At 72.9% G+C, this 23,455-nt stretch carries 16 protein-coding genes; 10 read left to right on the forward strand and 6 right to left on the reverse strand.

Translation table 11 applies throughout. From position 1 onward, the window contains the following. Nucleotides 1-858: 858 nt before the first annotated feature. The 10 genes from UO65_RS04525 (at nt 859) to UO65_RS04570 (ending at nt 15,360) form a co-directional block, all read left to right on the forward strand. The gene (locus UO65_RS04525; RefSeq protein ID WP_161784427.1) at nt 859-7,494 is read left to right on the forward strand and encodes an alpha/beta fold hydrolase; all 6,636 of its coding nucleotides are present in this window, start codon (nt 859-861) and stop codon (nt 7,492-7,494) included. After that, nucleotides 7,491-8,531: an LnmK family bifunctional acyltransferase/decarboxylase gene (locus UO65_RS04530; RefSeq protein ID WP_084175308.1), complete on the forward strand. Its 1,041-nt coding sequence runs from the start codon at nt 7,491-7,493 to the stop codon at nt 8,529-8,531. Before UO65_RS04525 ends, UO65_RS04530 begins: the two co-directional genes overlap by 4 nt. After that, a complete protein-coding gene (locus UO65_RS04535; protein WP_035279036.1) occupies nt 8,528-8,782 on the forward strand; it encodes an acyl carrier protein in 255 nt (84 codons plus the stop codon). The genes UO65_RS04530 and UO65_RS04535 overlap by 4 nt, the downstream gene beginning before the upstream one ends. Then, nucleotides 8,779-10,008, forward strand: coding sequence for a hydroxymethylglutaryl-CoA synthase family protein (locus UO65_RS04540; RefSeq protein ID WP_035279037.1), 1,230 nt, complete (start codon nt 8,779-8,781; stop codon nt 10,006-10,008). The genes UO65_RS04535 and UO65_RS04540 overlap by 4 nt, the downstream gene beginning before the upstream one ends. Nucleotides 10,009-10,010: 2 nt before the next feature. After that, nucleotides 10,011-10,766 (forward strand): thioesterase II family protein, encoded by a 756-nt coding sequence (locus UO65_RS04545; protein WP_052020710.1) that lies wholly within the window; start codon nt 10,011-10,013, stop codon nt 10,764-10,766. 69 nt (nt 10,767-10,835) lie between these two features. Next, nucleotides 10,836-11,963, forward strand: a complete 1,128-nt coding sequence (locus UO65_RS04550) for a nucleotide disphospho-sugar-binding domain-containing protein (protein ID WP_035279038.1) — start codon at nt 10,836-10,838, stop codon at nt 11,961-11,963. A gap of 28 nt (nt 11,964-11,991) precedes the next feature. Continuing rightward, a complete protein-coding gene (locus UO65_RS04555) occupies nt 11,992-12,261 on the forward strand; it encodes an acyl carrier protein (RefSeq protein WP_035279039.1) in 270 nt (89 codons plus the stop codon). A 3-nt stretch (nt 12,262-12,264) separates the two neighbouring features. Further along, nucleotides 12,265-13,821, forward strand: a complete 1,557-nt coding sequence (locus UO65_RS04560) for an AMP-binding protein (protein WP_052020699.1) — start codon at nt 12,265-12,267, stop codon at nt 13,819-13,821. 15 nt (nt 13,822-13,836) lie between these two features. Next, entirely contained in the window at nt 13,837-14,958 is a 1,122-nt protein-coding gene (locus UO65_RS04565; RefSeq protein WP_052020701.1) for a nucleotide disphospho-sugar-binding domain-containing protein, read from the forward strand. A 33-nt stretch (nt 14,959-14,991) separates the two neighbouring features. Next, nucleotides 14,992-15,360: a nuclear transport factor 2 family protein gene (locus UO65_RS04570; protein ID WP_035279040.1), complete on the forward strand. Its 369-nt coding sequence runs from the start codon at nt 14,992-14,994 to the stop codon at nt 15,358-15,360. 61 nt (nt 15,361-15,421) lie between these two features. Here UO65_RS04570 and UO65_RS33040 read toward each other — a convergent pair whose 3' ends face one another. The 6 genes from UO65_RS33040 to UO65_RS04600 all read right to left on the reverse strand — a co-directional run bounded on the left by UO65_RS33040 (nt 15,422) and on the right by UO65_RS04600 (nt 23,216). Beyond that, on the reverse strand, nt 15,422-17,116 hold the full coding sequence (locus tag UO65_RS33040) for a lipase family protein (RefSeq protein ID WP_152551980.1): 1,695 nt from the start codon (nt 17,114-17,116) through the stop codon (nt 15,422-15,424). A gap of 96 nt (nt 17,117-17,212) precedes the next feature. Next, nucleotides 17,213-18,307 (reverse strand): acyltransferase family protein, encoded by a 1,095-nt coding sequence (locus UO65_RS04580; RefSeq protein WP_035279042.1) that lies wholly within the window; start codon nt 18,305-18,307, stop codon nt 17,213-17,215. Further along, on the reverse strand, nt 18,304-19,881 hold the full coding sequence (locus tag UO65_RS04585) for an ABC transporter ATP-binding protein (protein ID WP_035279043.1): 1,578 nt from the start codon (nt 19,879-19,881) through the stop codon (nt 18,304-18,306). Before UO65_RS04585 ends, UO65_RS04580 begins: the two co-directional genes overlap by 4 nt. After that, nucleotides 19,878-20,735 (reverse strand): ABC transporter permease, encoded by an 858-nt coding sequence (locus UO65_RS04590; RefSeq protein WP_063935881.1) that lies wholly within the window; start codon nt 20,733-20,735, stop codon nt 19,878-19,880. Before UO65_RS04590 ends, UO65_RS04585 begins: the two co-directional genes overlap by 4 nt. Next, nucleotides 20,732-21,682, reverse strand: coding sequence for an ABC transporter permease (locus tag UO65_RS04595; RefSeq protein ID WP_035279045.1), 951 nt, complete (start codon nt 21,680-21,682; stop codon nt 20,732-20,734). The genes UO65_RS04590 and UO65_RS04595 overlap by 4 nt, the downstream gene beginning before the upstream one ends. A 10-nt stretch (nt 21,683-21,692) precedes the next feature. Beyond that, a complete protein-coding gene (locus UO65_RS04600; protein ID WP_035279046.1) occupies nt 21,693-23,216 on the reverse strand; it encodes an ABC transporter substrate-binding protein in 1,524 nt (507 codons plus the stop codon). Nucleotides 23,217-23,455: the final 239 nt, after the last annotated feature.

Below are 23,455 nucleotides of genomic sequence, written 5' to 3' on the forward strand. Positions count from 1 at the left end.
GACCGCTTCGGCCTGGAACTCCTCCCCACGGTCCTCTTCGAGTGCCCCGACCTGCTGGCCTTCGCCGACCACCTCCGCACCCAACACCCCACCGCCCTGACCCCCGCCCCCCCGACCCCCCTCGCGCGCGCGCCCCACATGCCCCACCGCACCCAGGGGGCTGACCCCGAGGCCAGTCTACCGCCGGTGGGCGACGGAACGGCTGATGTGGATCTTGCCTGTGGGCAACTCGGGGAGCTGTCCACAGGGGAGCTGTCGGGGTTGATCGTCGGGGCGCGGAGTGGGTCCGCTGGGCTGGGTGGTGGAGCTGGAGTGGGGGATGGCGCCGGGGTGGGCGGGAACGCTGGGGTGAGGGGTGATTCCGCGTTCGGCGGGAATTCTCAGGTGAGTGGTGGCGCTGGGCTGCGCGGAACTGTTGAGCCGAGCGGGAGCGCCGGATTCGGCAAGGCCGCTGAGCCACTTGCGGGTGCTGTGCCGCGAGAGGCAACTGAGCCACTCGGGGGCACTGGACTGAGCGAGTCCACCGGGCCAGGTGCGGATGCTGGGCTGGGCGAGCCTGCCGGGCCGATCGGGAGCGCCGGACTGAGCGAAGCCACTGGACCAGGTGTGGATGTCGGGCTGCGAGAGGCTGCCGGGCCACGTGGGAGTGGAGGACTGGGCGGGGTTGCTGAGCCACCTGTGAGTTCCGAACGGAGAAAGGCTGCTGGGCCACCTGCGAGTGCTGGGTCGGGCGAAGCCGCCGAGTCGTTTGTGGGTGCCGAGGTGAGCGGGGCTGCTGGGTCGAGCAGGAGCGCCGGGACGCACGGCGGGGGCGCTGAGGTCGGTTCGGGCCGCACGGAGCAGGCTGGGCCGGGGAGCGTGGAATCGCCCGTCGGGGTGGCCGCGGGCGGCTACTCGGCCGCGGAGCCGGTGGCGATCGTGGGGATCGCCGGGGTGTTCCCGGGGTCCGCCGACACGGGTGGGTTCTGGGCGAACCTGGTGGCCGGGGCCGACCTGGTGCGGACCGTGCCGGAGGACCGGGCCGACCTGCGGGCGAACCCGGACAGCCGGGATGCGCGCGGCGGGTTCCTCGACGACATCGACGCCTTCGACGCCAAGCTGTTCGGGATCTCCCCGCGCGAAGCGGCGGTGATGGACCCGCAGCAGCGGTTGTTCCTCCAGCAGGCCTGGCGGGCGGTGGAGGACGCCGGGTACCGGCCGAGCGCGCTCGCGGGCACCGAGACCGGGGTGTTCGCCGGGGTCGCCACCACCGACTACGACGAGCTGCTCAAGGAGCACGGTGTCGCCGTCGAGGCGCACACCGCCACCGGGATCGCGCACTCCGTGCTGGCCAACCGGGTTTCCTACCTGCTCGACCTGCGCGGGCCGAGCGAGACGGCGGACACCGCCTGCTCCAGCTCGTTGGTGGCCATCCACCGGGCGGTGCGGTCGATCCAGGCGGGGGAGTGCGCGCAGGCCATCGCGGGTGGGGTCAACGTGATCCTCAGCCCGGGGCTGCTGATCGCGTTCACCAAGTCCGGGATGCTGTCCCCGGACGGCAGGTGCAAGACCTTCGACGCCGCCGCTGACGGGTACGTGCGCGGGGAGGGCGCGGGCGCGGTGCTGCTCAAGCCGCTCCGCCGCGCCCTCGACGACGGCGACCACGTGTACGCGGTGATCAAGGGCAGCGCCGTCAACCACGGTGGGCGCAGCACCTCCCTCACCGCCCCCAACCCGCTCGCCCAGGCCCGCGTCCTCGTCCGCGCGCACCGCGACGCCGGGGTCGACCCGGACACCGTCACCTACGTCGAGGCGCACGGCACCGGCACCCGGCTCGGTGACCCGATCGAGGCGGAGGGGTTGAAGAAGGCGTTCACCGAGCTGTACGGGTCCCGCGGGTTGCCCGCCTCCGGCCACATCGCCCTGGGCACGGTGAAGACGAACATCGGCCACCTGGAAGCCGCGGCCGGGATCGCGGGCGTGCTCAAGGTGGTCCTGGCGATGCGCCACGGCGTGCTCCCCGCCTCCCTGCACTACTCCTCGCCGAACCCGTACCTGCGGTTGGCCGGGACGCCGTTCGAGGTGCTGTCCGCCGCGCGGGTGTGGGAGCCGGTGCCGGACGCGGGTGTGCCGGTGCTGCGGGCGGGCATCAGCTCGTTCGGGTTCGGCGGGACCAACGCGCACCTGGTGCTGGAGAACGGCCCGGCGCGGCCGCGGTGCGCCACCGTGGACGGCAGGCGGTACCTGGTCCCGCTGTCGGCGCCGGACGAGGAGTCGCTGGCCCGCTACGCCACCGCGCTGGCCGACCACCTGGAGGCCACGCCGGCGGCCCACCTCGCCACCGTCGCCCACACGCTGCAAACCGGTCGGGCACCGAGGGCCGCCCGGCTCGTGATCGCGACCAGCGACCGCGCCGACCTCGTCGCCCGGCTCCGCACCCTCGACGGGGTCCGCGGCACGGCGGTGAAGAACGCGGCCCCGGCCACCGGCGACGAGCCCGCGGAGGAGTTGGCCCGGCTGTGGGCCGCGGGCGCGGAGGTCCCGTGGCAGCAGTGGTGGGGTCACCGCAGGCCGAACCGGGTGCCGCTGCCGCCGGTGCCCTTCGCCACCACCCGGCACTGGTTCACCCCGGTCGACCGGCCCGCGGCACCGGGCGGGGAGACCACCACGGCGGTTCCCGCCCACACCGCTCCCGGGGCCGACGTGCCGGTGGCCGAGCCCGGCGTGGCAGCGGCCCACAAGGTCGCGGAGTCGCCGCAAGTGGTGGGCGCCGCAGCCGAGGTGAGGCTTCCCGTCACCGTTCCCACCCCCCGAACCGGCTCACCCGACCGACCCACCAGTTCGAGCACAGACACCGGAGGACGAGCGATGTCCAGCCCCCGCCCACGAGGACCCAAGCTCGTCCTGAGCACCCCGACCCGGTCCGCGCCCCCGGCCGCACCGGTCGTCGCCCCGGCCCCGGTGGCCGTGGCCGCGCCGGTCGCCGTGCAGCCCGCGAGCAGTGCGGGTGCGGGGCTGCGGGAGTCGGTGCGGGAGAAGCTGTCGGAGATCCTCGGCATCCCCACCGACGAGATCGCCGACGACTCCTCGTTCACCGAGTTGGGGCTCGACTCCATCTTCCGGATGGACTTCGCCCGCCTGTTCAACGCCGAACTGGGCACCGAGCTGACCGCCGCCGAGCTGTACGAGTACGACACCATCGACGAGCTGGACGCCTTCGTGGCGGGGTTGGGGATCACCGCGTCCGCCCAGCCCGTGCAGGCTCAGCCCGCGGTAGCTGAGCCTGCGGCCGTGGTGCCCGCGCTCGCCGCGGTGCCGCCGATGGCCGCCGGGCCGGTGGTGGCTGCCGCGTCGCCGGTTGCCGCCGGGCCGGTGGTGGTCGCCCCGCTGCCGGTTGCCGCGTCGCCGGTTGCCGCTGCGCCGGTGGCCCCGGCGCCGGTGGTGGAGACCCCGGCCGTCGTGGCGGCGCCTGCCGTGCCGGTGGGGGAGCCGGTGGAGTTGGTGCGGCGGTTCATCGCCGAGGAGCTGGGGCGGGACGTGGACCCGGCCGTGTCGTTCACCGACAACGGGTTCAGCTCGTTCGACATGCTGCGGGTCGTCGGGGCGCTGGAGAAGCGGTTCGGGGCGCTGCGCAAGACGCTCCTCTTCGATCACCCGACCGTGGCGGAGCTGACCGCCCAGCTGGGTGATGACATCGCCGCGAAGCTGGCCACCGTGGACAGCGCGTTCGTCCCCACGATGGTCATCGGCGGTGGCGACTGGACCGTGCTGGAGAAGGACCGGCTGGACGAGCGGCCGGAGTTCGCGGCCGTCGTCGCCGAGCTGGAGCGCGACCACGGTCGTGAGGGCGGGCTGCCGGGCCGCGACATCGCGCCGCTGATCTTCCTCGGTGCGGAGCGGAAGGGGTACTTCAACTTCTCCCGCCGCGACCGGGTGATCTTCTCCTGGAGCTACGTCGGTCCGGACGCGTACTTCCCGCGGCTGGCGCGCGAGTACACCGAGTACGCGGCGGCCAACGGCCTCCAGCCGAACCTGCTCGGCCTCGACCGCCTGGAGGACGCGGACGGCATCCCGTTCACCGCGACCCCGTTCGGCGCGTTGCAGCGGCTCGACGACCTGAGCACGTTCACCGTGCAGGGCAGCAAGATGCAGCGGCTGCGGTACGTGCTGAACAAGTTCGAGCGCGCGGGCCGCTGCGCGCTGACCGAGTACGCCGTCGGCTCCGACCCGGCGGTCGACCGCCAGATCACCGAGATCATCGACGAGTGGGCCGACGGGAAGCCGATGGTCAACCCGTACGTGCACACGGTGCGGGAGGAGATCGGCCACGGCGTGCTGGCCCCCCGGCACCGCATGTTCCTCACCAGCGTCGCCGACCGGATCGTCAGCGCCGTCATCGTCACCAAGATCCCGTCGCAGGCGGGTTACCTGCTCGACCTGGAGTTCTACCGCCACGACATGCCGCTCGGCGGTCTGGAGTGGACGGTGGTGAAGATCATCGAGCGGACCGTGGCCGAGGGCGCCACCGTCTTCAGCTTCGGCGGCAGCTTCGGCGCGAAGGTCGCCAACTCCCCCAACGCCGACCCCGACCTGGAGGCGGGCCTGGAGGAGCTCCGCTCCCAGGGCATCTTCACCGGCGACGGGAACTTCCGCTTCAAGAACAAGTTCCGCACCACGAACCTCCCGGTCTACCTGTGCAGGCCCGCGGGCGTCCCCAACGCCGACGTCGCCGACATCATCCTGATGATCGCCAACCCGGCCAACCGCGCCGCCCGCCAGTCCACGCCCCCGGTTGTCCACAGGACCGCCGCCGGAGGTTCCGAACCGTCGGTCCCCCCGGGTAACGTTGAAAACGGGGGTCCCCCGGGAAAGTTGATCTTGGGGACGGCTGGTGGGGGTGCGGGTGCCGAGGCGCTGACGGAGGTTGTCCACAGGGCCGACGGCGCAGGTTCCGGATTGTCGGGTGTGGACGGTAATGTGGAAATCGGGGGTCCCCAGGGCCGGATGATCTTGGGCGGTGGGGGGACCGCGGCGGGTGTCGGTGCTGTGGGTGCGGCGGGTGCTGCGGCTGCGGGAGGTGCTGTCGGCGCGGGTGGTGCCGCTGCCTCGGTGGGCACCGCTGGTCAGGTGGGCGACGCTGCCTTGGCGGGTGCCGGTGGCCGGGTGGGCAATGCGGGCTCGGTGGGCACCGCTGGCCGGGTGGGTGCCGGTGGCCGGGTGGGCGACGCGGGCTCGGTGGGCACCGCTGGCCGGGTGGGTGCTGGTGGCTCGGTGGGTGCGTCCGGCTTGGTGGGCACGTCCGGTCCGGTGGGTACGGCGGGGCAGGCGGGCTCGGTGGGCGCGGTTGGGCGGGCAGGCGGGTCCGATTCGGCGGGTGTGGCTGGCCAGGTGGGTGCCGGTGGTTCCGCGGGTGGGGCGGCCGGGATCGCCGGGGTGGCTCGGGTCACCGCTGATGTCGCGTTGGGGGATCGGGATCGGGTGTTGGCCGATCACGGGCACAACCCGTTGCTGGTGCCGTCGGCCGCTGTCGAGTTCGACCTGCTGACCGACTCGTGGGCGGAGTTGGGGCACGCCGCGGTGGGGCAGCGGCGGCGGGAGTTGGAGGGGGCGCCCGGGCGGGCGATCGCGGGGACGCTCCCCTTCGACACCATCGTGCCCACCGCGTCCGGGAAGTCCGCCGAGGCCGCTCTGTGCCGGGCGTGGCCGCGGCGCGGGGTTGTGCTGCACAACGGGGTGTTCCCGTCCTGGTACTTCAACCTCGTCGACAACGGGTTGGAGCCCCGGGAGGTGCCCACCGTCGACCTGGATTGCCCGTTCGGTGGGGATCTCGACATCGAGGCGTTGGACGCCGCGTTGGAGCGGGGGACCGCCTTCGTGTGCGTGGAGGTGGGGGCGAATTCGCGGGGTGGGGCGCCGATGTCGTTGGGGAACCTGCGGCGGGTTCGGGACACCGCCCGGTTGCACGGGGTTCCGCTCGTCCTCGACGCGACGCGGGTGTTGGAGAACGCGTTGGCGATCACTCGGTTGGAGCCGGGGCAGCAGCGGCCGGTGTGGGACGTGGTGACCGACGTCCTGGGGTTGGCCGACGCGGTGACGCTCAGTCTTTCCAAGGACTTCGGGGTGGACTTCGGTGGGGTGGTGGCGACCAGTGACCCGGAGGTGGCGCACCACCTGAACGAGCGGGTGGCTTCGCGCGGGCACGAGATCGGGCTGCACGCGCGGACCACCCTGGCCAAGGCGTTGGCCGACCGGGCCTGGAGTGAACAGGCGACGGCTAGGCGGGTCGCCCAGGTGACGACGTTGCGGACGGCGTTGGAGCAGGGTGGGGCGGCCGTGCGCGGCGGGGGGGACGCGCACTGCGTGTTGCTCGACGTCTCCCACCTCTCCGCCACCCACGCCCACCCGGTGCAGGCTTTCCTGACCGCTCTCTACCGCGTCACCGGCATCCGGGCGGGTGGGCACCTGGCGGGGGAGAACCTGGTGCGGCTCGCCGTGCCGTTGGGGTTGACCGACATCGGGACGATCACCACCCGGCTGTTGGCGTTCCTCGCGGACCCGACCCCGATCCCGGACCTGGTGCCCGCCACCGGGGAGACCGGGCCGCTCGCCGCCTACCACCCGGCCGACCGGGTGCCCCAGGACATCCGGGAGGCCATGGCCGAGGGGCACCAGGCGCGCAGCGAGAACCTGGAGGTCCTGCGCGAGTACAACCCCGACGTCCGGCGGCAGGTCCTGGCCCTGGAGGACGGGGACGTGGAGGTGTTCACCGCCGGGTCCGGGCGGACGCTGCTGCTGATGCTGCCGTTCAACATCGGGGCCGGGTTGTTCGGGCCGCAGTTCGCCGCGCTGGCGCAGTCCTACCGCGTGACCGTGGTGCACCACTCCGGGGTGGGGGCCACGACCGCCGCGCGGGACCTGACCTACGACGGGATCGCGGACCTGACCCGGCGGGCGCTGGCGGCGCTCGGGGAAACCGGGCCGGTGCACGTGGCCGGGGCCTCCTTCGGGGGGATCACCGCCCAGGTGTTCGCGCTGCGGTACCCGGAGTTCACCGCCTCGCTGACGCTGCTGTGCAGCTCCTACAAGCTGGGCAACCGGTCCGGGGAGGTCAACCGGTTGTCGGTGGTGGCCAGGGAGGACCTGGACAACGTCATCGCCAAGACCGGTTCCGAGCGGCTGCGGGCCGACCGCGCCCGGTTGGAGGAGCTGCTGCTGCGCAGCGAGAGCATGGACCCGCGCACCGGGCTGCGCTACCTGGACGTGTTCGCCGCCCAGCCGAACCTGCTGACCCGGCTGCCGGACATCTCCGTGCCCACCCTGATCGTGCAGGGGCGGCACGACACGGTGATTCCGCTCAAAACGGCGCATCTCCTGCACGGGTCGATCGAGGACAGTCGGTACCACGAGGTGGCCGACGCCGGGCACTGGCCGAACCTGACCAGCCCGGAGGAGACCAACCGGCTCATCGCTGGCTTCCTGGCCGAGCGCGACGCGCTGAACGGAGTGAGGGCATGACCGCGACAGTGGCAGAACCGGTGGCAGACACCGCGCCGGACAACACAGCGCCGGACAACACAGCGCCGGAGAGCGCAGCGCCGAGCCGGGGCGAGCAGCCGGAGTTCGCCGTGGTGGACGGGCACTCCGTGTGGCGGCGGCTGACCGTCCGGCCGGGGATGTGCGGGCACAACTCGCTGTTCGTCGGCCAGGTCGGGGACTGGACGTGGGAGACGGTGACCGCGTTGTGCGACACCAACGTCTTCGCCGCCCGCGACGCCGACGGCAATCCCACCTACCTGGCGTTCTACTACTACCACATCCAGGGCAGCCCGGAGTTCCACCACGGTGGCCTGACCTTCGGCGACCGCATCGAGGTGGCTTCCAGCTCCTTCGACTACGGCAGTGAGTCCGTGCTGACCCTGCACCGGATCAGCCGCAGCGGTGGTGGTTCGGCCAGGACCGCCGTGGACCCGGTGGAGTTCTTCGAGGACCCGCGGCCGGACTGCCTCTACGTGCAGAACTTCAACCGCTGGGTGACCCGCAGCGCCGAGGGCAGTAACGTGGGGCTGGTCAAGAGTTCGCCCCCGGACTTCCGCCACGGGCACCTGCCGACGCTGCCCGCCCGGTACTCGCCCCGCCTGGCCTACAAGCAGGCGCGCACCTCGCACACGTTCCACGACGTCGCCGACCCCGGGTTCCACCAGGTCGGGACGGCCAGCTTCGACTATCAGATCGACATCACCCGCGACATCAACGGCGTCGGGTTGATCTACTTCGCCTCCTACTTCTCCATCGTGGACCGGGCGCTGCTCAAGCTGTGGCGCAGGCTCGGCCGCTCGGACGCCTCCTTCCTGACCCGGGTGGTGACCGACCACAAGCTCTGCTACCTCGGCAACGCCGACGCCGATTCCGTCCTGCGCGTGTCCGTGCAGGCCTACCGGTCGGTCGACGACCCGCGGCACGAGGTGTTCACCGTGGTGGCCACCGACCGCACGACCGGGCGCGCGATCGCCGTCGCCACGATCCACCTGACCACCCCGGAGGTGTCCCGGTGACCAGCACACAATCCACCCACAGCGAGGTCTTCACCGTGGTGCGCGAGGTCGTCAGCGACATCCTGCCGGAGGTCACCGACATCCCCGGGCACAAGCACCTCAAGGACCTCGGCGCGGACTCGGTGGACCGGGTGGAGATCATCCTGGCGCTGATGGACCACTTCGGGGTGCAGGCGCCGATGTCGGACTTCTCCGCCGTCCCGGACGTGGACCGCCTGGTCGCCTTCCTCGCCGAGCGGAGCACGCGGTGACCGGGATCGAGGCGCTAAACGTCCACTGCGGGTACGCCTACGCCACCGTGCCGGAGCTGTTCCGCGGTCGCGGCCTGGACCCGGGCCGCGTCGAGAACCTGATGATGACCCGCCGGTCCATCGGGTTGCCGTGCGAGGACCCGGTGACGAACGCGGTCAACGCGGCGTTGCCGATCGTCGCGGCGCTCAGCGACGAGGAGCGGGCGAGCATCGAGGTCCTGGTGACCTCCACCGAGTCCGGGGTGGACCTGAGCAAGTCGGTGGCCTCCTACGTGCACGAGTACCTGGGGCTGTCCCGCAACTGCCGGTTCTTCGAGGTCAAGCAGGCTTGCTACGGCGCGACCGGGGCGATCCAGCTCGCCGCTGGCTACCTGGCGTCGGGGATCTCCCCGGGGGCGAAGGCGCTGGTGATCGCCACCGACGTGGCCGTGGTGGACGAGCACGCCGAGTACTCCGAGCCCGCCGCGGGCCACGGCGCCGCGGCGGTGCTGGTCGGGGACGAGGGCACCATCCTGGAGTTCGACCTGGGTGCGTTCGGCAACTACAGCTACGAGACGCTGGACTCCGCGCGCCCGGAGCCGACCTTCGACATCGCCGACGTGGATCGCAGCCTGTTCGCCTACCTGGACTGCTTCAGCAACAGCGTGGCCGACTACCGGTCGAAGGTCGACGGCGCGGACTTCATGACCACCTTCGACCACCTGGTCATGCACACCCCGTTCGCCGGGTTGGTCAAGGCGGGGCACCGCAAGCTGCTGCGCGAGCACGGGGTGCGCGGGCCGGGTGAGGTGGCGGCGGACTTCGAGCGCCGGGTGGCGCCGTCGCTGGTGTACCCGAGTGTCGTGGGCAACCTGTGCTCCGGGTCGGTGTACCTGGCGCTGGCCAGCCTGATCGACTCCGCGCCGCTCACCGAGCCCGTGCGCGTCGGCCTGTTCTCCTACGGTTCCGGGTGTTCCAGCGAGTTCTTCAGCGGGATCACCGGCCCGGCCGCCAAGGACAAGCTGGCCACCATGGGCATCGGCGAGCGGTTGGCAAAGCGGGTCGAGATCGACTTCGACCAGTACCTGGCCGCCCTCGCCGTCAACAAGCAGTGCCTGGTGCCGGTGCCCGACCGCGACATCGACCCGGCGGGCTACGCGCCGATCCTCGACCGCGTCCCGGACCGCAAGGAGCAGTTGCTGTTCACCGGGGTCCGCGAGTACCACCGACAGTACGCGTGGGGCTGACCGTGGCCGGATGGATCAGCGGCGACGCGCTCGCCGACGACGCGCCCACCCGGCTGTTCTGCTTCGCGCACGCGGGCGGTGGGGGCGGGTTCTTCCGCCCCTGGCGGGGTGCGCTGGGCGAGGACACCGCGGTGTGCCCGGTGGTGCTGCCCGGCCGCGAGGGCCGGGTCCGGGAGGCGCCGTTCACCCGGATCGGGCCGCTCGTCGACGCCCTGGTGGACGGGCTCGGTCCGCACCTGGACCGGCCGTTCGCGTTCTTCGGGCACAGCCTGGGTTCGATCGTGGCGTTCGAGCTGGCCAAGCGCCTGCGCGAGACCGGCCACGCCGGGCCGGGCTGCCTGATCGCCTCCGGCAGGCGGGCCCCGCAGCTCCCCAACCGCCGCCGCGACGTGCACGCCCTGCCCAGCGGCGACTTCGTCGCGGAGATGCTGGGCCTGGGCGGCACGCCGCCGGAGCTGGTGCGCCAGCCGGAGCTGCTGGAGTTCTTCCTGCCGGTGCTGCGCGCGGACTTCGAGCTGAACGAGACCTACCGGCCCGCCCCGGCGGCGCCGCTGGACTGCCCGGTGTTCGGCTTCACCGGGGACGCCGACCCGCTGGCCGACCCGGACGAGGTCGCGGCCTGGGCGCGGGTGACGACCGGGCCGTTCGGGCTGCGGGTGTTCCGCGGTGACCACTTCTACCTCCGCGACAGCACCGGGGTCCTGGCCGCGGTCCGGGCCGACCTGCGCCGCGCCCGCCGCCTGCTTGCTCAGAAGTAGGCAGTGCCACCGGCCGCGGGCACCGAGACTGGTACCCGGCCCACGAGACCACAGAGGAGCGTGCCCGCCATGCGCGTTCTGTTCGCCTCCAACCCGCACCCGTCGCACATGTTCCCGATGGTCCCGCTCGCCTGGGGGCTGCGGGCGGCGGGCCACGAGATCCTGCTCGCCACCACCTCCGACATCCTCACCAAGCCCACCGGCCTGCACGTGGCCGACATCGCCCCCGGCTTCGACCTGGGCCAGGCCCGGCTCGACCTGGAGCGCGACCACCCGGATGTGGTCGAGGAGATGCAGTCCAAGCCGTTCATGGACATGGACGGGTCGGCGTTCCTGTGGGCCAGGATGGCGGCCGGTCCCATCGGCGACGGCCTGGTCGACATCGCCACCGCGTGGCGGCCGGACCTGGTGGTGTACTCGCAGCTCTGGCCCGCGGGCCTGCTCGCGGCGGCGAAGCTGGGGGTGCCCGCGGTGAGCCACGGCGTCGGGTTCATGCGGACCAGGGACCTGGAGGACCGGCAGTTCGCCGACATGGCCGACATCCGCGAGCGGCACGGGGTTGCCGAGCTGCCGCCGGTGCGGTTGACCGTGGACGTGTCGCCGGAGTCGATGGCCGAGTCCGACGGGTTCAACGTCCGGTACATGCCGCACAACGGTGGCGGGGAGATCCCGCGCTGGCTGCTGGAGGAGCCGGAGCGCAAGCGGATCACCGTCACCCTGGGCACGGTGCTGCTCAAGCGGGTCGGCCTGCGGCCGGTGCGCAGGCTGATCGACGAGGCCGCCGAGGTCGACGCCGAGTTCGTCCTCGCCCTGGGCAAGGTGGACTACGCCGAGCTGGGGCCGCTGCCCGCCAACGTCCGCTCCGGTGGGTGGGTGCCGCTGACCGCGCTGTTGCAGACCTCCGACGCGGTGGTGCACCACGCCGGTTCCGGGACCACGTTCACCGCCCTGCACGCGGGCATCCCGCAGCTCATGCTGCCGGTGTTCGGCGACCAGTTCGTCAACGCCGAGACCGTCGCCGCCCGCGGCGCGGCGATCTCCGGGACGCTGGAGGAGATCACCGCCGCCCAGTTGGAGCGGTTGCTGTCCGACGACTCGCTCGTCAAGAGCGCCCGCGACATCCGGCTGGAGATGGCCGCGATGCCGACCCCCGCGCACCTCGCGCACAAACTGTCCACTGTGGTGCACGCTGCCTGAACCGGGCCGCACGAACAAGGAGAAGACGATGGCCTCGATGACCTGGGACACCGAGTTCGAGTGCGTCATCCGCTGCTACCTGCCCAGCCTCGACATGGACGCCCCGCTCGACCCGGACCTGGTGCTGTCCGCGTTCGGCCTGGACTCCATCGGCATGGTGGGCCTGATCGCCTCGCTGGAGCAGATGTACGGCGTGGTGTTCCCGGACGAGGAGCTGGTGCCCGCCAACTTCGCCACCCCCCGGGCGGCCTGGGCGACGGTCACCTCGCTGATCGCCGCGGACCGCCTGGCCGGTTAGGCCGTGCCCGGCGAGGCGGCACGCGCGCTGCCGCGAACCCCGGCGCGCACGGCGGACCGGCCGCTGCACTCCTGGTTCCTCGACGGGGTGGCGGCGAACCCGGCCGGGGTGGCGCTGCGGATCAACTCGGCCACCTGGTCCTACGCCGAGGTCGACGCGCTGGCCAGGCGGTGGGCCGGGGCGCTGCTGCGGCACGCCGCGCCGGGCCGAGTCGGGGTGCTGGCGAGCAAGTCGGTGGAGTCGCACGTGGGGTTCCTCGCCGCGCTGTACGCCGGGGCGGTGTTCGTGCCGCTGAACCCGGAGTTCCCGGTGGAGCGCAACCGGGCGGTGCTGGAAGCGGCGGGTGTCGACGCGCTGATCGTCGACCCGGCCGGTGCCGCGCAGCTCGACGGCCTCGGGGAGCTGCCGCCGGTGCTGGCCCCCCGGCTCGCGGAGTGGCCCGGCCCGGTGTCGGTGCCGGTGGTCGTGCCCGAGGCGCGCGACGCGCTGCTCGGCGCCCCCGCCGCGGGTTCGGCCGACGGGTTGGCCTACATCCTGTTCACCTCCGGGTCGACCGGTCAGCCCAAGGGCGTGCCGATCCGGCACCGCAACATCGGCGCGTTCGTGCAGGCGTGCCTGGAGCGCTACGACGTCGGCCCGACCGACGTGTTCAGCCAGGTCTACGAGCTGACGTTCGACCTGTCGATGTTCGAGGTGTGGGTGGCCTGGGCCTCCGGGGCGGCGCTGACCGTGCTCAACCGCCTCCAGGCGCTCAACCCGCTGCGGTACGTCCGCGACCACGGCATCACGGTGTGGACGTCCACGCCGAGCCTGGCCGGGGCGCTGCGCGGGCGCGGCACGCTCGGGCCGGGGAGCCTGCCCGGGTTGCGCGTCACCATGTTCTGCGGCGAGCCGCTGCCGGTGCAGAGCGCCGCCTTCTGGCAGGCCGCCGCGCCGAACGCGGTGGTCGACAACCTCTACGGCCCGACCGAGCTGGCCGTGGCGTGCACCGGGTACCGGTTCGACGCGGCCACCGCCGCCGCGACCGGGACGGTGCCGATCGGCGAGGTCTTCCCGGGGATGCGGTACGCCCTGCTCGACGGCGACACCGTGCACCCGAGCGCCGGTGAGCTGGTGTTCACCGGGCCGCAGATGTTCGGCGGCTACCTCGACCCGGCCAACGACGCGGGCAGGTTCGTCGAGCTGGACGGGCAGACCTGGTACCGCACCGGCGACCGCGCCGAGCTGACCGACGTCGGCCTGGTCCACCTGGGGCGAAACGACAACCAGGTCAAGGTGCAGGGCTACCGGATCGAGCTGGGCGACGTCGAGGCCGCCGTGCGCGCGGCCGGGCCCGGGCTCGACGGCACCGCCTTCGCCGTCGACGGCGTGCTGGTGGTGTTCGTGACCGGCACCGGCACCGGCTCTGACACGACCGACCTGGCCACCCGGCTCGCCGCCGCCCTGCCCGGCTACATGCTGCCCCGGCACCTGTGGCCGGTCGAGCCCGTGCTCACTCCCAACGGCAAGGTCGACCGGCTCGCGCTGCGCGCCGAGGCCGAACGCCGCTTACGCGACTAACGAACGAGGGGTCCCATGCGCGTCCTGTTCGCACCCAATCCACACCCGTCGCACATGGCGCCCCTGGTGCCGCTGGCCTGGGGCCTGCGCGCCGCCGGGCACGAGGTCCTGCTGGCCACCACCCGCGACATCCTGGTGCAGCCCACCGGCCTGCACGTGGCAGACATCGCCCCCGGGTTCGACATGAACCAGGCCCGCCGGGACCTGGAGCGCGACCACGCCGACCTGGTGCGGGAGCTGGCGGCGAAGCCGTTCACCGAGATGGAGGGCCCGTCGTTCCTGTGGGCGCGGATGGGTGCGGGCCCCATCGGCGACGGGCTGGTCGACATCGCCACCGCGTGGCGGCCGGACCTGGTGGTGTACTCGCAGCTCTGGCCCGCCGGGTTGGTGGCCGCGGCGAAGCTGGGCGTGCCCGCGGTCAGCCACGGCATCGGGTTCATGCGCACCAGGGACCTGGAGGACCAGCAGTTCGCCGACATGGCCGACCTGCGCGAGCGGCACGGCATCGGCGGCCTGCCGTCGGTGCGGCTCAACGTGGACGTCTCGCCGGAGTCCATGGCCGAGTCCGATGGCTGGAACGTGCGGTACATGCCGCACAACGGCGGCGGGGAGATCCCGCGCTGGCTGCTGGACAGGCCCGAGCGCAAGCGGATCACCGTGACCTTCGGGACGATGCTGCTCAAGCGCGTGGGCGTGGAACCGGTGCGCCGCCTGGTGTCGGAGGCGGCCTCGGTCGACGCCGAGTTCATCCTCGCCCTGGGCAAGGTCGACTACGACGCGCTGGGCCCGCTGCCCGCCAACGTCAAGCTGGGCGGCTGGGTGCCGCTGACGGCGCTGTTGCAGACCTCCGACGCGGTCGTGCACCACGCCGGTTCGGGCACGACGTTCACCGCCCTGCACGCGGGCATCCCGCAGATGCTCATGCCCGCCTTCGCCGACCAGTTCGCCAACACCAAGGCGGCCGTGGAGCGCGGCGGGGCGATCGAGGGGTCGTTGCGCGACGTCACCGCCGCCGAGCTGACCCGGCTGCTGGAGGACGAGGCCCTGATCAAGTCCGCCAGGGACATCCGCCTGGAGATGGCGCACATGCCCACCCCCGCCCACCTGGCCAGGAAGCTGGAAACCCTGGTCGCCTGAGTTCCGTACCCCACCCCCGAGGAGCAGCACCGGATGACCGCCACGAGCACGGCCACCACCCCCGACGTCCACCCCGTCTTCGCCGCCATGGCCGAGGCGACCGCCAGGGGCGACTTCGAAGCCCTCGTCGAGCTGTACCACCCCGACGCCGAGTGGGCCCGCTTCCAGGGCGTCCTGCGCGGGCGCGCGGAGATCCGGGAGGTGCTGGAGCGGTACTGGGCCCTGGGCGTCGAGTTCGTCTCGATGGACGAGTACATCCACAGCGGCGACACGATCATGACCCGCAGCACCATGACCATCAAGGGCACGACGGAGGTCGCGTTCGGCGCCTACGTGGTCAAGGACGGCATGCTGTGGCGCATCTTCGGCGCGGTCGAGGGCGGCGCCGTCTCCTTCTGGTAGCCCCGGAACGCGTACGGCCCGCCCGGGTGGTCCCGGGCGGGCCGTTTCGCGTTGTCCGGTTCTAGAGGACCAGCACCAGCCTGGCCGCGCTCGCCGCGCCCGCGTTGCCCGCCGCGTCCACGGCGGACGCGGACACCAGGTAGAACCCGCGCAGGCCGGTGGTCGGCGCCGTCCACGTGGTGCAGTCGGCGGCGCAGGTGGCCGGGCGGGTGACGCGCTTGCCCATCAGGTCGGCGAAGGTGACCGCGGCTTCGCGCACGCCGGAGGTGGCGTCGGCGGCGGTGCCCGCGACGGGAGCGCCGGAGCGGACGTAGCCGCCGCTCGTCGTGGCCGCCGTCGGCGCCGTGGCGTCGTACTTGAAGGCGAACGCCGCGTCCGCGCTCTTGCCGTTGTTGTCGGTGCAGGTGCCGGTCAGCGACCCGGTGGCGGTGTCCGGGCCGGGGTAGGCCGTGGTGGTGCAGGAGGCGATGCCCGCCGCGGCGGTGGCCGACCACTTCGCGGTGAACGGCGCGCGGTACCAGCCGCCCGCGTCGGGGGCGCGGTCCGCGGTGGCCTTCACGTCCGCCGGACCCGGCGCGGGCGGGGTGGTCGGCGGTGTCGTCGGTGGGGTGGTGGGCGGGGTGGTCGGGTCGGTGATGCCCGCGAACAGCCGGTCGGCGAACGCGAGGGCGTCCGGCAGCGCCGCGCCCGGCGTGCCGCCGTGGCCGCTCGGGTAGGAGGTGAACGTCAGCGGCTGGTTGTTCTGCTGCAACGCCGTGACGAGCTGGCCGGTCAGCGACGGCGGCACCGTGTCGTCCTGGGCGCCCTGGGCGATGAAGATCGGCTTGTCGTAGCCGGTGACCGGGACGTCGAACACCGCGCCCCAGGCCTGCTGGAACGCCGGGCCGAGGTCCTTGGTGAACATGTCCGCCAGGTTCGTCTGCGCCATCAGCGCGCCGAGCGCCCCGTTGCACAGCGTGTCGGCCTTGCCCACGACGTCGCGGCCCAGCGGGGTCAGGTACGAGTCGAGGTCGAAGTCGGGCACGGCGGTGCGCATCCCGGCGAGGATGAACGCGATCAGCGTCTTGGTGCCGGTGCCGATCAGCGACGGCGGGAACGTGGGGCCGATCAGCGAGACGAAGTAGCTCAGGTTCGACGGCACGCCGTGCCCGATGGTGCCGCGGAAGTCCAGCTCGGGGGCGTAGGCGGCGGCTTCGTGCCCGGTGAACATCGCCGCGTGCCCGCCCTGGGACTGCCCGGCGACGAACCAGTGCGCCGACAGCCCCGGGTCCAGCTCGCGCCCGGCCCGCACGGCGTCGATCACCCCGTGCGCGGCGACCTTGCCGTCGAGGTAGGGGTGGCTGCCCGGGGTGCCGAGACCGGCGTAGTCGGTCTCCACCACCGCGTACCCGGCCCTGAGCCAGCCGGAGAGGTAGCCGTCGGGTCCGAGCGCCGAGGGCGCGCACTGGTCGCCGAGGCCGGTGGTGCCGTGCGCCCACGACAGCACCCGCCAGCCGCCCGGGGGCGGGGTGCCCTGCGGCAGGTAGACCAGCCCGCTGACGTCGGTGGCGGCGCCGCCGACGCCGGTGGAGGAGTAGAGGATCTTGTAGCCGCTCCCGGCCCCGGCGGGGACCTGCCCGGCCGCGAGCGGGGTCGAGCTGACCAGCGTTCCCGGTCCGCCCGCGGCGACCGCGGACGGCTGGACGAACGCCACGGCCCCGCCCACGACGGCGGCCGCCGCGAGCAGAACCCCGAGTGCACGCCTTCGGACACCCACCACTGAAACCCCATTCCCCTGACCGAACCGTCCCACGGACGCTATTGACGCCCGTTACCGCAGGTCAAGGGTGCCGTCAACACCGGGAAGAACTTGTCACCCCCGGCGGGCTTTTTCCCCGTCCGTGACAACTCGCCGGGTCAGCGGGCGCTCCACACCGGTGTACAGCGCCCACGACAGCAGCAGCGAGACCCCGAGCGCGCCGACCAGGAACGCCACCCCGCCGAGCACGCCCCACGCCCCGCCGCCCAACAGCGAGTGCCCGGTGACCAGGACCAGCCGGTGCACCAGGTAGAAGGCGAACGACACCTCCCCGAGCCACACGAACGCCCGCGACCGCAGCGGCGACGGGGAGCCGCGCAGGTCGGCGACCGCGGCCGAGGCGATCACCAGCGCCAGCGGCACCGCGCCGACCGCCACCTTCGACCACAGGTACGGCACGGTGAACGCCGCCAGGTACGCCAACCCGGCCAGCAGCGCCGAGACGCCCAGCGACGGCGGTGTCCAGCGCCCGTCGCGCACCAGGCGGGCGACGAGCATCCCGAGCACGAATTCCGGCACCCTGGCGAGCGGGAACAGGTAGACGAACCAGACGGCGTGGAACGGCACCGGCCCGCCCGGGGTCGCCACCACCGGGTCGCCCGGCAGGAACACCAGCGCCACCACGGGCAGCAGGAAGATCAACGCGACCGCGCCGCCGACCCACCACCACAGCCGCCGCACCCCGGCCACGACCCGGTGCAGCAATGGGAACAGCAGGTAGAACACCACTTCGCAGGCCAGCGACCAGGCGACGATGTTCGCGCTCGACAGCACCTCCGGCACCGGCACCCAGGCGTGCACCAGCAGCAGGTTCGGCAGCACCTGCCAGCCCACCACCGCCTGCCCGGCCACCGCCATCAGCACGACCGCCGCCACCCACGTCACCACGTGGTTCGGGTACACCTTGCGCGCCCGGCGCCACCAGAACGCCCGCGCCCGACCGGGCCGGTGGTTCCAGGTGAGCACGAAACCGCTGAGGACGAAGAAGAACTCCACCCCGAAGAACCCGGCCCGGCTCACCGCCGACCCCAGCCCGGCACCCAGGCCGGGGTCGGCGAACACGCCCTCGATGGCGGCGTGGAAGGCGAAGACGGCGAGGGCGGCGGCGAACCGCAGCCCGGTGAGCGACGGCAGCCGGGTGCCGCTCATGCGACGCGGGCGTCCAGTTCGGCGCGCAGCGACGGCACCGCGGCCACCAGCGCCGCGGTCCACTCGTGCCGCGGTTCGCCGAGCACCTCGTGCACCGTGCCCTGCTCGCACACCTCGCCGCCGCGCAGCGCCAGCACCCGGTCGGCCATCCGCGCGATCACCCCCAGGTCGTGGGTGATCAGCACGACGCCCAGGCCCTCGGACTCGCTCAGCGACGCCACCAGGTCCAATACCCCGGCCTGCACCCGCACGTCCAGGCTGGAGGTGATCTCGTCGCACACCAGCAGGTCCGGTTTGGCCGCCAGCGCGCGGGCGATCGTCACCCGCTGCCGCTGCCCGCCGGAGAGCTGCCGGGGCAGCCGCCCGGCCATCTCCGCGGGCAGGCCGACGAGCGCGAGCAGTCGCGCGGTCTCCGCCTCCGCCGCGGCCCCGGTGAGGCCCTGCAACACCTTCAGCACCCGGGAGATGGCCGCGCCGACCGTGCGGCGGGGGTTGAGCGAGCCCGCCGAGTCCTGCGGCACGAGCTGCACCTTGCGCCGCTGCGCCAGGGTCCGCGACCGCACGTCGGGCAGGACCTCCCCGTCCACGACGACCTCGCCGGAGTCGGGGCGGTGGTGGCCGCTGACGCACCGGGCGATGGTGGTCTTGCCGGAGCCGGACTCGCCGAGCAGCGCCACGCACTCGCCGCGCTCGACGGTGAACGACACCTCGCGGGCGGTGGTGACCCGCTTGCGGCCCCGGCCGTGCCCGGCGCCCAGCGCGCGGACCTCCAGCAGCGGGGCCCGCGACGTCTCGAACACCGAGTGCCCGTACTTCTCGAACGCCTCGGCCACGTCCGGCACCGCCGCCACCAGCTCCCGCGTGTACGGGTGCCGGGGCGCCGACAGCGTCGCGGCCAGCGGGCCCTCCTCCACCACCCGGCCGTGCCGCAGCACCACCAGCCGGTCGGACAGGCGCGCGGCGGCGACGAGGTCGTGGGTGATGAACAGCAGCGTGATGCCGCGCGCGGCGGCCAGTTCCTCGATCTGGCGCAGCACCAGGTCCTGGGTGATCGCGTCGAGGCCGGTGGTGGGCTCGTCGAGGATCAGCAGCTCCGGGTCGCCCGCCAGGACCCTGGCCAGCGCCAGCCGCTGCTGCTGCCCGCCGGAGAGCTGGTGCGGGAAGCGCCGCTGGAACGCCCGGTCGCCGGGCAGGCCGACACCGGCCAGGTGCCGGGCGACCGACTCCGGGGACGGGTCGGTGGCCAGCTCGGCCACCTGCCCGCCCACCCGCAGGGTCGGGGTGAGCGCGGTGGCCGGGTCCTGCCCGAGGTAGGCGATCGATTCGCGGCGCAGCGCCCGCAGCCTGCGCCGGTCGAGGGCGAGGACGTCGGTGCCGGAGAAGGTGACGGTGCCGCCGACCGCGCGCAGGCCGGGGCGGATCGCGCCGAGCAGGGCGGTGGCCAGGGTGGTCTTGCCGGAGCCGGACTCGCCCACGATGCCCACCCGCTCACCGGGGGAGACGTGCAGCGAGACCCGGTCGAGCACGGCGCGGCCGGAGGTGTCGGCGACGGTCAGGTCGGTGATCTCGATCATGTGCCGATCTTTCCCGCGAGTCGGTCGATGGCCAGGTTGGTGGAGACGGCGAGGACCGCGAGCCCGAGCGCCGGGGCGACGACGCCCCACGGGGTGAGGGTGATGCCCTCCATGTTCTCGCTGATCATCGCGCCCCAGTTGGGCGCGTCCGGGCCGAAGCCGAGGAAGCCCGCCGAGGCGGTGAGGGTGATGGCGATGGCCAGCCGGGTGCCCGCGTCGGCCAGGATCGGCCGGGCGATGTTCGGCAGGACCTCGCGGACCAGGATCGCCGCCGACCCGTCGCCGAGCGCGGCGGCGGCGTCGACGAACCCGCTGTGCACGATCTGCGCGGTGGCCGCCCTGGCCACCCTGGACACGAACGGCACCCCGGTCACGACGACCGCGGCGATCAGCGTCACCGGCGAGTAGCCCCAGCCGTTGAGCAGGATCAGCATGGCCAGGATCGGCGGGAACGCCAGGAACAGCGCGTCGAACCGGGACACCACCGCGTCGAACCAGCCGCCGAGGTAGCCCGCGGCGGCGCCCAGCGCGGTGCCGAGCACGGCGGTGGCGATGGTGGCCAGCACCGGGATCACGATCAGCGGCCGACCGCCGGTGAGCACCCGCACCCACACGTCGCGGCCGGTGGCGTCGGTGCCCAGCGGCAGCCCCGGCCCGGCCTCGGTGTACGGCGGTGCGACGATGAGCTGCGGGTCCGCGCCGGTGAGCCACGGGCCGATGATCGCCAGGCCCGCCACCAGGATGCCCGGCACCAGGAACAGCAGGCCGACCAGCTTGCGCCGGTTCCGCGGCGGGGCGGGTGCCACGGCCCGGGTCAGGGTTTGCGTGGGAGGTGTCTGTGCCGCGGGTGTCATGCCGTCCTCAGCTTCGGGTTGGCCAGGAGCCCGACGAGGTCGGCGACCACCAGCGAACCGATGATGATCGCCGCCAGCAGCAGCCCCACCCCCTCCAGCACCGGGGTGTCGTGGTGGCGCACGGCGCTGACCAGCGTCTCGGACAGGCCCGGGTAGTTGAAGATCTGCTCCACCACCGCCGTGCCGCCGAACAGCGCGCTGGCCAGCCAGGCGAACGCCTGCGCGGCCGGGCCGACGGTGGCGGGCAGCAGGTGCCTGCGGATGACCACCGACTCCGGCAGCCCGGCCAGCCGGGCGGCCTCCACGTTCGGCGCGGTGTCGGCGTCGATGACGATGGCCCGGATCAGCCGGGACGCCCAGGCCGCGGCGAAGATCGTCAGCGCCGCCACCGGCAGCACCAGGATCTCCGGGCGGTCCAGCGGCGCCCCGCCCGCCGGGATCAGCGACACCGCCGGGAACCAGCCGAGCACGGTGGAGAACAGCAGCACCAGCAGCCCGGCGATGACGAACTGCGGTACCGACACCGCCACCAGCGCGCCGCTGGAGAGCACCCGGTCGAGCCTGCTGCCCGGCCGCAGCCCGGCCGCCAGGCCGATCGCGGTGGCCAGCACGATGGTCGCCAGCGCGGCGAGGACGGTCAGCAGCGCGGTGTCCGCCAGCGGGATCGCCACGATCTCGGTGACCGGGGCGCGCTCGACGATGCTGTCCCCGAGGTCACCCCGCACGGCGTTGCCGACCCACTCCGCGTACCGCACCGCCAGCGGCCGGTCGAGGCCGAGTTCGGCGCGGACGGCGGCGGTCTGCTCCGCGGTGGCGTTGGTGCCCAGCGAGGCCGCCGCCGCGTCCCCCGGCAGCACCTCCGAGCCCGCGAACAGCACGATCGACACCGCCAGCAGGGTGCCCGCCGCGGCGAGCAGTCTTCTTGCCAGGAACAACAGTGCTCTCACGGTTGCCTCCTCAGGCGGACGCCTTCATGAACAGCGGCAGCGAGTCGCGCACCTGCACGTCGCGCACGCCGGGGCGGGCCGCGTCGACCTGCTCCTGGAAGCCCCAGAGCACGTCGCCGCCCTCGTCGTGGAACCGGCGCTGGATGTCGGCGAACCTGGCCGCGCGCGCGGTGTCGTCGACGGTGCTCTGCGCCTCGGTGAGCCGCTTCTGGTGGTCGGCGCCCTGGCCGGTCACGTTGAACGGGGCCTTGGCGTTGGTCACCGCGGCCAGGTGCACGGCGGCCGGGCGGTTGAGGTAGTAGAAGCCCTGGAACGGCGTCTTCGCCAGCGAGGACAGGTCGGCGTAGTAGGTGTCGGCCGGGACCTGCTCCAGGTTCAGCTTCACCCCCGCCTGCCCGAGCTGCTGGCCGAAGAGCTGCGCCGCGCCGACCAGACCCGGCACCAGCTCGGCGATGCGCAGCGTCAGCTCGCTGACCCCGGCCTGCTGGAACAGCTCCCGCGCCCCGTTGAGGTCCTGGGTGCGCTCGGGCAGGTCGGCGTAGCCGGGCAGGCCGAGGCCGATCACGTCGTTGCCCGGGGTGGCCAGGCCGAGCAGGGAGTTGTCCACCAGCGCCTTGCGGTCCACGGCGAGCCGGACGGCCCGGCGCACCCGCGGGTCGTCGAACGGCTTGAGGTTGACGTTCATGCTGAACGACAGGCCGTTGGAGTTGGCCGCGCCGCCGCGCTTGAGCTCGATGCCCTGGTTGGCCCGCTCGGCCTGGGCCCCGGTGGCGGAGATGCCCACCGCGTAGTCGATCTCGCCTGCCTTGAGCGCGTTGAGCCGGGCGGGCGCGTCGGCCATCCTGGCGATGTCGAGCCGGGTCAGCGGCGGCTTGGCGCCCCAGTAGCCCTTGTTGGCCAGCAGCACCACGTTCTTGCCGTCGTTGGTGTCGAGCGTGTACGGGCCGGAGCCGTCGACCTTGGTGAAGTCGGTGGTGCCCTCGGGGAACACCACGGAGAAGATCACCAGGACGGCCTCGCGGAAGTCGCCGCGCGGGCGCTTGAGCGGCACCTCCAGCGTGGTCTTGTCCAGCGCCTTGATGTTGGCGCCGTCGACGTCGGCGTACACCGAGCTGCGGGTGGACTTCGGCGCTCCGATGGTCTGGAGGCTGAACGCCACGTCGGCGGCGGTCACCGGCCTGCCGCTGTGGAACTTCGCGTCGGGGCGGATCTTGATCGTCCACTTGGTGGCGTCGGCGTTCGGGGTGACCGACTCGGCCAGGCCGTAGGCGTACTTGCCGCCGTCGATGAACATCAGCGAGTCGTAGACGTGGTGCAGCACCATGAGACTGGCGCCGTAGCCGATGGCCCGCGGGTCTAACGCGGTGCTCTTGGTGGCGTCGGCGATGCCGATGCGCAGGCGGTCGGTGCCGGTACCGGCGGTGGTGCTGGAGGCCCGGGAGGCGCAGCCGGTCAGCGCCCCGGTGCCCAGGACACCAGCGGCCAGCGCGGAGAACTGCAGGAATCGGCGGCGGTCGATGTTGGTGGCAGACATGTGCTGTGGCTCCTCGCACGGACGACCGGGGTGGACTGGCCCCCGATGGTGGGTGCGCACGGTTGTCACGGTCTGCGCAAATCTGCGCAGGTCGGACACGTTCGGCGTACCCGGGCCACCCGGACGGGCAGGGCTGGGCCATTCGGCGGTGATCACACCTCCGGGTGCTCAGTTCTGAGCATTGCCCGTACCGGGTACGCCCATACGCTCGGTCCCTCTTGCGCGACCGCGCGTGACCA

The organism is Actinokineospora spheciospongiae, from assembly GCF_000564855.1.
GTDB classification, from domain to species: Bacteria; Actinomycetota; Actinomycetes; order Mycobacteriales; family Pseudonocardiaceae; genus Actinokineospora; species Actinokineospora spheciospongiae.

Excerpts from the sequence above, each read along its gene's own strand:
- UO65_RS04530 (WP_084175308.1), top strand. The coding sequence starts at position 7,491 with ATGACCGCGACAGTGGCAGAACCGGTGGCAGACACCGCGCCGGACAAC.
- UO65_RS04550 (WP_035279038.1), top strand. The coding sequence starts at position 10,836 with ATGCGCGTTCTGTTCGCCTCCAACCCGCACCCGTCGCACATGTTCCCG.
- UO65_RS04555 (WP_035279039.1), top strand. The coding sequence starts at position 11,992 with ATGGCCTCGATGACCTGGGACACCGAGTTCGAGTGCGTCATCCGCTGC.
- UO65_RS04565 (WP_052020701.1), top strand. The coding sequence starts at position 13,837 with ATGCGCGTCCTGTTCGCACCCAATCCACACCCGTCGCACATGGCGCCC.
- UO65_RS04570 (WP_035279040.1), top strand. The coding sequence starts at position 14,992 with ATGACCGCCACGAGCACGGCCACCACCCCCGACGTCCACCCCGTCTTC.
- UO65_RS04580 (WP_035279042.1), bottom strand. The coding sequence starts at position 18,307 with ATGAGCGGCACCCGGCTGCCGTCGCTCACCGGGCTGCGGTTCGCCGCC.
- UO65_RS04585 (WP_035279043.1), bottom strand. The coding sequence starts at position 19,881 with ATGATCGAGATCACCGACCTGACCGTCGCCGACACCTCCGGCCGCGCC.
- UO65_RS04590 (WP_063935881.1), bottom strand. The coding sequence starts at position 20,735 with ATGACACCCGCGGCACAGACACCTCCCACGCAAACCCTGACCCGGGCC.
- UO65_RS04600 (WP_035279046.1), bottom strand. The coding sequence starts at position 23,216 with ATGTCTGCCACCAACATCGACCGCCGCCGATTCCTGCAGTTCTCCGCG.